The organism is Bradyrhizobium hipponense (assembly GCF_008123965.1).
In the GTDB taxonomy this organism is placed as follows: Bacteria; Pseudomonadota; Alphaproteobacteria; order Rhizobiales; family Xanthobacteraceae; genus Bradyrhizobium; species Bradyrhizobium hipponense.
Window position 1 is genome coordinate 1 of sequence record NZ_VSTH01000216.1, and the last position, 9,194, is coordinate 9,194.

Below are 9,194 nucleotides of genomic sequence, written 5' to 3' on the forward strand. Positions count from 1 at the left end.
GGCCAAGCGCGAGAGGGTCGGGCGTGCTTTAATGGTTGCTACAAGATCTCGCTACTTCCCCGGCGGCGCGATGTAGATGTTCCAGGTCATCGACGGGCTGGGCTTGCCGTGGGTGAAGCGGCGCGTCGTCATGACGATGCGCTCGGCATTCGGTGCGGTTTCGGAGATCCACTTCTCGAACGCAGGTAGGCGGCCGTCGGTTGGATCGAACACGCCGATGAAGCCGAACGTCTTGACGTCCCCGAGCGAGGTCAGCCCTGAATTCCAGGCCTCGTTCGGGGTGAACGCGCCGGGATGATCCGGGCTGTAGAACACCATCGGCTGAATCGATTCCATGGTGCCGGCGACGACCGCCCAGCGCGAGGCAAAGCGCGCGTGCCAGGCCTGCGTCAGTTCGTGTGCGAGCTCCGAGCGCGCGCCATAGGTCGCGGTATTGTCGGCATTGACCGACATCTCGCGCGCGGCGATCCAGGGCGAAGCGGCGAGCGTCGCGGCGCTGAGCACGAGCCAGATCGCGGCGATGTTGAACAGGACCGCACCCTGCACCCGCAGCGCGGGGATCGCGACCAGCGCCAGCGGCACCAGGAAGAACAGCGAGATGCCCCAGTCGGTCTTCAAGTAGATGCTGAAGACCAGCGCGCCGAGCGGCGGGCCGACCGCGACGATGATCTGGACGATCCAGACGTTGAGCGCCTGTGAAAGGTTGACGCCGGGATTGGCGCCGCGCGCCCAGGCCCGCGTGGCGATGCGCAGCGGCGCGCGCAGCAGCAGCGTCAACCACGGCGGCACCAGCGCCATTGCGAGAGCTGCGAGCGCCACCGGCAAGGCCAGCAGCGCGACACTGTGCAGGACATAGCCGAGCACGAGCTGATGCACCTGACTGCTGTCCTCGAGGCTGTAGGTGTCGCCGGCATAGGTCAGCGGCACGAAATGCGCGTCCGCAAGCCAGACGATGTGCGGCATCATCGCCACGGCAAGCGTCGCGATCGCGACCCAGGGCGCGGGCGACAACAGGAATTTCAGCCGCTCGGGATGCATCAGCGCAGCAAGCCCGATGGCGCCGATCATGGTCAGCACCCAGTATTTGGTCATCAGCGCCAGCGCGCCCGCGAGCCCGAGCAAGATTCCGGAACGCCAGCTGCGCTTCTCGAACGCGTTGAGATAGGCGAGCACCAGGAGCGGCAGGGTGACGAGCTGCAACAGGTCCGGATTGTACTTGAAACCCTTGAAATTGAAGATCGGGTACAGCGCGACCATCACCACGGCCAGGAACGCGCGCCGTGCATCGACCACGCGCAGCGCGAGCAGCCAGCAGATCACCATGCCGACGCCGACCGTCGCCATCGCGAGCGCGTAGGTCGCCCAATCCGCCGCCGGGAACACCTTGAACCAGAGGCCGGCGATCCAGCCCGACAACGGCGGGTGCTTGCCGTAGCCGAGCAGGAATTTCTGCCCCCAGCCATAGGCTTCCGCGACGTCCATGTGAACGTCCTGCGCGGCCTTGAGATTGATCAGGATGAAGGTCCAGAGCACCGCATGCAGGATGGCAAGCTGGATCACCAGCCAGAGGCGGGCCTCGGGGCGGGTCGCGCAGGCAACCAGCCAGGCCCGGAAGCGGCCAAAGCTCACCCGGGTCTTCGCGCGCGCCCTGGCGGATGGGATCGAAGTGATGGACATGGGCCGTTGCGTAGCGCGTTTTGGCGCTTCGTGTAATCAGCTTGGCGTGAAGAAAGCCCCTGAAAATACAGCAATATGGTTGCCGCACGGGGATGTGAGTGGTATCCCGCGCCCATGACGACCGTCCCCATTTCCAACATCCGCAATTTCTCCATCGTCGCCCATATCGACCATGGCAAATCGACGCTGGCCGACCGCCTGATCCAGATGACCGGCGGGCTCACCGACCGCGAGATGGCGGGCAAGGAGCAGGTGCTCGATTCCATGGACATCGAGCGCGAGCGCGGCATCACCATCAAGGCGCAGACCGTCCGGCTCGCCTACCGCGCCAAGGACGGCAAGGATTACATCTTCAACCTGATGGACACGCCCGGCCATGTCGACTTCGCCTACGAGGTCTCGCGGTCGCTGGCGGCGTGCGAAGGTTCCCTGCTGGTGGTCGACGCCAGCCAGGGCGTCGAGGCGCAGACGCTCGCCAACGTCTACCAGGCGCTCGACAACAATCACGAGATCGTGCCGGTCCTGAACAAGGTCGACCTTCCCGCCGCTGAGCCCGAGAAGGTCAAGCAGCAGATCGAGGACGTCATCGGCATCGACGCCTCCGACGCGGTGATGATCTCGGCCAAGACCGGCCTTGGCGTGCCCGATGTGCTGGAAGCCATCGTCACCCGCCTGCCGCCGCCGAAGGGCGACCGTGAGGCGACGTTGAAGGCGCTGCTGGTCGACAGCTGGTACGACGTCTATCTCGGCGTCGTCGTGCTGATCCGCGTCGTCGACGGCGTGATGAAGAAGGGCAGCCGCGTCCGCATGATGGGCACGGGCGCCGCCTACGACGTCGAGCGCGTCGGCTTCTTCACGCCGAAGATGACGCAGGTCGATGAGCTCGGCCCCGGCGAGATCGGCTTCATCACTGCCGCGATCAAGGAAGTCGCCGACACCCGCGTCGGCGACACCATCACCGACGACAGGAAGCCGGTCACCGACATGCTGCCGGGCTTCAAGCCGGCGATCCCCGTGGTATTCTGCGGCCTGTTCCCGGTCGATGCCGACGATTTCGAGACGCTGCGCGCCGCGATGGGCAAGCTGCGCCTCAACGACGCCAGCTTCTCGTTCGAGATGGAGACCTCGGCCGCGCTCGGCTTCGGCTTCCGCTGCGGCTTCCTCGGACTGCTGCACCTCGAGATCATCCAGGAGCGGCTGTCGCGCGAGTTCGATCTCAATTTGATCGCGACCGCGCCGAGCGTGATCTACAAGATGAAGCTGACCGACGGCAGCGAGCTCGAGATCCACAATCCTGTCGACATGCCCGACGTGGTCAAGATCGCCGAGATCCAGGAGCCGTGGATCGAAGCGACGATCCTGACCCCCGACGATTATCTCGGCAGCGTCCTGAAGCTGTGCCAGGACCGCCGCGGCTCGCAGAAGGAGCTCACTTACGTCGGCGCCCGCGCCATGGTGAAATACGATCTGCCGCTCAACGAAGTCGTGTTCGATTTCTACGACCGCCTCAAGTCTGTCTCCAAGGGCTACGCCTCGTTCGACTATCATCTGACCGACTACAAGCCCGCCGATCTCGTCAAGATGCAGATCCTCGTCAACAACGAGCCGGTCGACGCGCTCTCGATGCTGGTGCATCGGACCCGCGCCGAAGGGCGCGGCCGCGCCATGGTCGAGCGGATGAAGGAGCTGATCCCGCCGCACATGTTCCAGATCCCGATCCAGGCGGCGATCGGCGGCAAGGTGATTGCCCGCGAGACCGTGCGCGCGCTGCGCAAGGACGTCACAGCGAAGTGCTATGGCGGCGACATCACGCGCAAGCGCAAGCTTCTGGAGAAGCAGAAGGAAGGCAAGAAGAAGATGCGGCAGTTCGGCAAGGTCGACATCCCGCAGGAAGCTTTCATTGCCGCGCTGAAGGTGGATAGCTGAGGCGAAGGCCCAAGCTGCGCTCGGCACGGCGGGAGTGGATCCGGCCCGGGACATCGGCAACCGACAAACCAAAAGCGCGAAATAACCCCATGCACAGTAGCGAGGGGGTTGGCGGGATTTGGCTTTTTCGATTTTACGAAATCCCGTTTGCTCCGTCGGGCAAAACAAGGGCATGATGGCATGATCGCCGGACCGTGGGTGGAAGGACCGTCTGGTTCGCTTCTACAGAGAGAGGCTGGAGACTGCCTTGTTAGCTGCAGGAGACCTTTGCCAGCACAGCAGCGACCGAGTGAAGCGCCGGGCACGCCAGAGACTACTCGAGGCACCGCCAGAGACTCGCAAGCCGAGGTATTCCCGAGGATGGAGTTGACGCGAAGTCGAGTGAGAATCAACTAACGATAGGTCTGGCCGGAAGGACCTGACAGTGGAATAATCCCGGCCCTTTCTTGATCAGATTTTGACGTCGGCCCCGAACTATCTGGCGTTTGGATTTTCATGATGGCCGCGCTTCCTCAGGACGTGGTGGCGGATTTCCAGCAAGAAAACGCACGGCTGCTGGCCGAATTGCGCGCCGCACAAGATCGCGAGAGCGCCGCAGCGGACATTCTCAAGATCATTGCCAGTTCGCCATGGGATGTGAAACCCGTATTCGATGCAATCGTGAGGCGTGCCAATGCCTTGCTCGGCGGCTTTTCGACGACCGTATTCCGCTTCATCGACGGCACTGCCCACTTGGCAGCGTTCACGCCGACGAATCCTGCCGCCGATGTAGCCTTGAAGAATATGTTTCCGCGGCCGATTGCCGATTTCGAGACTTTCGCACTAACACAGGCCGGTAATATCGTGCCGACCCCCGATACGGAAGCACTAACGAACGAAATAAAATATATCGCGCGCGCCCGCGGCTTTCGCAGCATGTTATTCGTTCCGCTCGCGACCGGCGGCGTAGTGATCGGAATGATCAGCGTAACGCGAGTCGAGCCGGGTACCTTCGCCCCACGCCATGTGCAACTTCTGCAGACCTTCGCCGATCAGGCCGTCATCGCCATTGAGAATGCGCGCCTGTTCAATGAGGTGCAAGCGCGCACTGAAGACCTACGCGAATCGCTGCAACAGCAGACCGCGACCGCCGATGTGTTGAAGGTCATCAGTCGTTCCGCGTTTGACCTGCAAACGGTTCTCGACACGCTGACGGAATCAGCGGCGTGGCTGTGTGGTGCCGATATGGCGGCAATCGTCCGGCAGGACACCGACGGCGCCTACTATCATGCAACCCGGTATAATTTCTCGCCCGAGTGGGCCAACGTCTCGGCAGCCATTCGACTTAATGCAGGGCGCGGCAGCGTCGTTGGACGCGTCCTGCTGTCCGGCAAAGCTGTGCAAATTCAGGATGTCCTGGCCGATCCCGAATACGCCTATCCCGAGCAGCAGAGGGCCGGCGGTTATCGCACCCTCCTGGGCGTACCTTTGCTTCGTTCCGGGGAAACGATCGGGGTGTTGTTCCTGGGCCGCAAGACCGTGAATTTGTTCACGGACAAGCAGATCGAGTTGGTCTCCACTTTCGCCGATCAGGCCGTGATCGCGATTGAGAATGTCCGGCTATTCGATGAGGTCCAAGCGAAGACGCGCGATCTCGCCGAATCGCTCCAGCAGCAAACCGCGACTGCCGACGTGCTGAAGGTGATCAGCCGCTCGACCTTCGATCTGCAAACCGTGCTCAACACGTTGGTCGATTCGGCGGCACGGCTGTGCGAAGCGGAGATGGCATTCATCATGCGCCGCGAAGGTGATGAATATCAGGCCGGAGCAGCGGTAGGGTTTTCCGAGGAATACATCGAGTTTCTGCAGGCTCACCCGATTAGTCCCGACCGGAGCACGGTTACAGGTCGTGCCGTACTCGGACGCCGTCCGGTGCAAATCCTCGACGTCGCTGCCGATTCCGAATATGGGCTGCGCGCGTCGATCACCATGGCTGGTCAGCGCACGGCGCTCGGCGTTCCCCTCCTGCGCGAGAATGAGCCGATCGGCGCGATCGTAATCGCTCGCAAGCGCGTGCAGCCTTTCACGGAAAAGCAGATCGACCTCGTCGCCACGTTTGCCGACCAGGCCGTGATCGCAATCGAGAATGTACGGCTCTTCGAACAATTGCAAAGCAGGACGCGAGATCTGTCTGAGGCGCTGACGTACCAGACCGGTAGTGCAAATATCTTGAGGGTTATCGCTTCCTCGCCGACTGAAGTCGGTCCGGTGCTCAAGGCGATTGTGGAAAGCGCTTGCGGGCTTTGCGAGGCATATGATGCGCTGGTCGTTCTGAGAGATGGCGACGATATCGTTATCCAGGCGCACCATGGACAAGTTCCCGTGGTGTGGAGCCGACGATCAATCAGCGTCCAATCGCCCACCGGACGGGCCATTATCGATCGCCGTACCGTTCATGTGCACGACCTGCTCGGGCCCGAAGGGGAGGAATTCCCGACAGGACGGGAATATGCGCTTCGCTCCAACGTTCGGACCGTGCTGAGCGTGCCGCTGTTGCGCGAAGGCGAGAGCATGGGTGCGATCGTGCTCCGTCGCACGGAGGTTCGTCCATTCGGCGAGAAGCAGATCAACCTGCTTCAGACTTTTGCAGATCAGGCTGTTATCGCCATTGGCAACGTGCATCTGTTCGAGCAATTGAATGAATCGCTGGAGCGGCAGACTGCAACGTCGGAGGTGCTGGAAATAATAAGCGCTTCATCGGGCGCACTGACCCCAGCCTTCAACAAAATGCTGGAGAATGCGACACGTATCTGCGGTGCGGGCTTCGGGACCATGAATCTCTACGAGGAGGGCGGCTTTCGCACGGTCGCACTGCACAACGCGCCGCAAGCCTACGTTGATACCCGACTATACCAGAGCATTCGCCCACATCCCGCGAGCGGGCTCGGCACGGTCGAGAAAACTCATCAGACGATTCATATCGACGATATCAGAACTCAGCCGCCCTACGTCGAGGGCAACCCGAACGTTCGCGCGCTTGCCGACCTTGCTGGCGCAAGGACCCTCGTCATCGTACCCATGCTCAAGGAAGACGAGCTGATCGGCACCATCACGATCTTCCGTCAGGAAGTTAAACCCTTCACCGACAAACAGATCGAGCTCGTATCCAATTTCGCGCACCAGGGCGTGATCGCGATCGAGAATGCACGCTTACTGAATGAACTGCGCGAGCGCACTATGGAATTGTCGCAATCGCTCGAGGAATTGCGAAACGCGCAGGATCGGTTGATCCATACCGAGAAGCTTGCCTCGCTCGGGCAACTTACCGCCGGCATTGCACATGAAATCAAGAATCCACTCAATTTCGTCAATAATTTTGCTGCGCTTTCCTCTGAACTGATTGACGAGCTCCGCGACGGCCTGCGCTCAGCCGCACTCGGTGACGCGGCAAGGCAGGAAATCGATACGCTGATACACATGCTACAAGGCAACCTGGAAAAGATCGTGCAGCATGGAAAGCGCGCCGATTCCATTGTCAAGAATATGCTCCTGCACTCGCGCGAAGGTTCTGGCGAGCGCCGTTCGGTCGATATCAACGCGGTCGTCGAGGAAAGTCTTAACCTCGCCTATCACGGCGCACGCGCTGAAAAGCCGGCATTCAATATCACTCTTGAAAGGCATTTCGATCCATCTGCTGGGGCGCTCGATTTGTATCCGCAGGAGATCACGCGCGTGTTCCTCAATCTCATTGCAAATGGATTCTACGCGGCCAGCAAACAAAAGGTCGCCGTCGGCGACAGCTTTGAGCCGAGGCTGCGCGCGATGACCACAAATCTTGGCCGCGCCGTGGAAATCCGGATTCGCGATAACGGCGCCGGCATCCCGGCGGACGTGAGGGAGAAGATATTCAATCCATTCTTCACAACCAAGCCCGCGGGCGAAGGAACCGGGCTTGGCCTTTCGATCTGCCACGACATCATCGTGAAGCAACACGGCGGTAGCATCGAGCTCGATACCGAGCCTGGCGATCATACAGAGTTCATCATTACGTTGCCGCGTACGCTGGCGGCACCATTGCAGACCGGAGGCCGCAGTTGAGCGTCTATATATTGGTCGTCGACGACGAGCCCGACTTCGAGGTATTATTCCGTCAGCAGTTCCGGCGCGATCTGCGCGAGGGTCGTTTTCTTATGGAGTTTGCATCGTCGGCACCCGCGGCGCTGCAGCGCGCGGTCGAGATCGGGGATGCCATCCTGATCCTCATCCTATCTGACATCAACATGCCCGGAATGAGCGGGCTCGAGATGCTACCTATCGTGCGCTCGGCCCGCCCCGATGTGCCGGTCATCATGATCACAGCCTACGGTGATGCCGAGACCAAGCGCAAGGCGCTGGAGAACGGCGCAGCCAACCTACTGACCAAACCGATCGACTTCGCGGCGCTGCGCCAGGAGATCGATACGAGGCTTGAGCAGGCCGCATGACCGCAACCATTGTCGTGGTCGATGACGAACCGCAGCGGGTCGCAAGGTGGAATCATCTTGGCCGCTATCCCATGGGAGATGAGGCATCCTACGTTAATGTTCACCCGAAAATAGGGGTTGAAAATGAAAACGATCTTGGTGCCACTTCAAAACATTTCGATGATGACATCTACGCTCGATTTCGTCGTGCGCCTCGCGCAACGGACCGGCGCGTATATCGAAGGCTTTCCGCTCCGGTTCGGCATCCCTCAATATGTAGTCGCAGAATTGGCCGCCGGGATTCCTTTGGAATCGTATGAGGTCAAGAGCGAAGCCGAATTGAACGAAATGCGAGGCTTCTTCGAAGCGTTCATGCTGAAGCACGATATTCCTCGAGCCGCCGGGGGATCGAGTCGACCATGTTTTGACTGGTTGACGACGGCGCCTGAGGGCGAAGACTTCGTCGGAAGTTATGGGCGCGCTTTCGACCTCATCGTGATGGCACGGTCCGACGTTGATGCTGCTGGCCCTCACCGGCGCGCGATCGAATCCGCATTGTTTGAGGGCGGTAGACCCGTTCTCCTGACGCCATTGAACGCGCCAAGAAGCATCGCGACAAACATTATGATCCATTGGAACGGTAGCACGGAACAAGCTCGGGTAAACGCATTTGCCATGCCGTTGCTTCATCTGGCCGAAAGAGTGTCGATCCTGACCGTTATCGGGGGGCAAGGGGTACCAGGACCATCTGCCGATCGGATCGTTCGGCAACTGCGATACAATGAAATTGCAGCCAATTTGATAAGGGTTGAACTGGAGGGTCGCGACACTGGTGAGACCGTCCTCGATGCCGCCAGAGCACAAGGCTGCGATCTGTTAATCAAAGGAGCTTTTACCCGCACCAGGCTGCGGCAACTGATGTTCGGAGGGGCGACCCGCTATATCATGGAGCACGCGGATTTGCCCGTCCTAATGGCTCATTAAAGCTGCGGGGGCCCCGTTAGAGGTCCCTCTGACAAGCCTGCGGACGGTCGGACCGACCTTGTCAACGGAATCGGCCTTCTCAGACAGCGCCTCCGTCGGAACATGCACTTTGCGCCAACAGCTGCCGCTTCTCGCAAGTCAGCTTATGTGAAGATGCTATGGGGC

General features: G+C 60.6%; 5 protein-coding genes. 4 read left to right on the forward strand and 1 reads right to left on the reverse strand.

From position 1 onward, the window contains the following. Positions 1-51: 51 nt before the first annotated feature. Entirely contained in the window at positions 52-1,677 is a 1,626-nt protein-coding gene (locus FXV83_RS40145; protein WP_148745561.1) for a glycosyltransferase family 39 protein, read from the reverse strand. 114 nt (positions 1,678-1,791) lie between these two features. Between FXV83_RS40145 and lepA the strand changes: the two genes are divergently transcribed. The 4 genes from lepA (at position 1,792) to FXV83_RS40165 (ending at position 9,029) form a co-directional block, all read left to right on the forward strand. Continuing rightward, on the forward strand, positions 1,792-3,603 hold the full coding sequence (lepA, locus tag FXV83_RS40150; protein WP_148745562.1) for a translation elongation factor 4: 1,812 nt from the start codon (positions 1,792-1,794) through the stop codon (positions 3,601-3,603). A 498-nt stretch (positions 3,604-4,101) separates the two neighbouring features. Beyond that, complete coding sequence (locus FXV83_RS40155; protein WP_347341103.1) at positions 4,102-7,680, forward strand: GAF domain-containing protein; 3,579 nt, start codon at positions 4,102-4,104, stop codon at positions 7,678-7,680. Continuing rightward, positions 7,677-8,066 carry a response regulator gene (locus FXV83_RS40160; protein ID WP_148745564.1) on the forward strand — a complete coding sequence of 130 codons (390 nt, stop codon included), beginning with the start codon at positions 7,677-7,679 and terminating at the stop codon, positions 8,064-8,066. Before FXV83_RS40155 ends, FXV83_RS40160 begins: the two co-directional genes overlap by 4 nt. Positions 8,067-8,189: 123 nt before the next feature. Continuing rightward, entirely contained in the window at positions 8,190-9,029 is an 840-nt protein-coding gene (locus FXV83_RS40165) for a universal stress protein (RefSeq protein WP_148745565.1), read from the forward strand. The last annotated feature ends 165 nt before the right edge of the window (positions 9,030-9,194 follow it).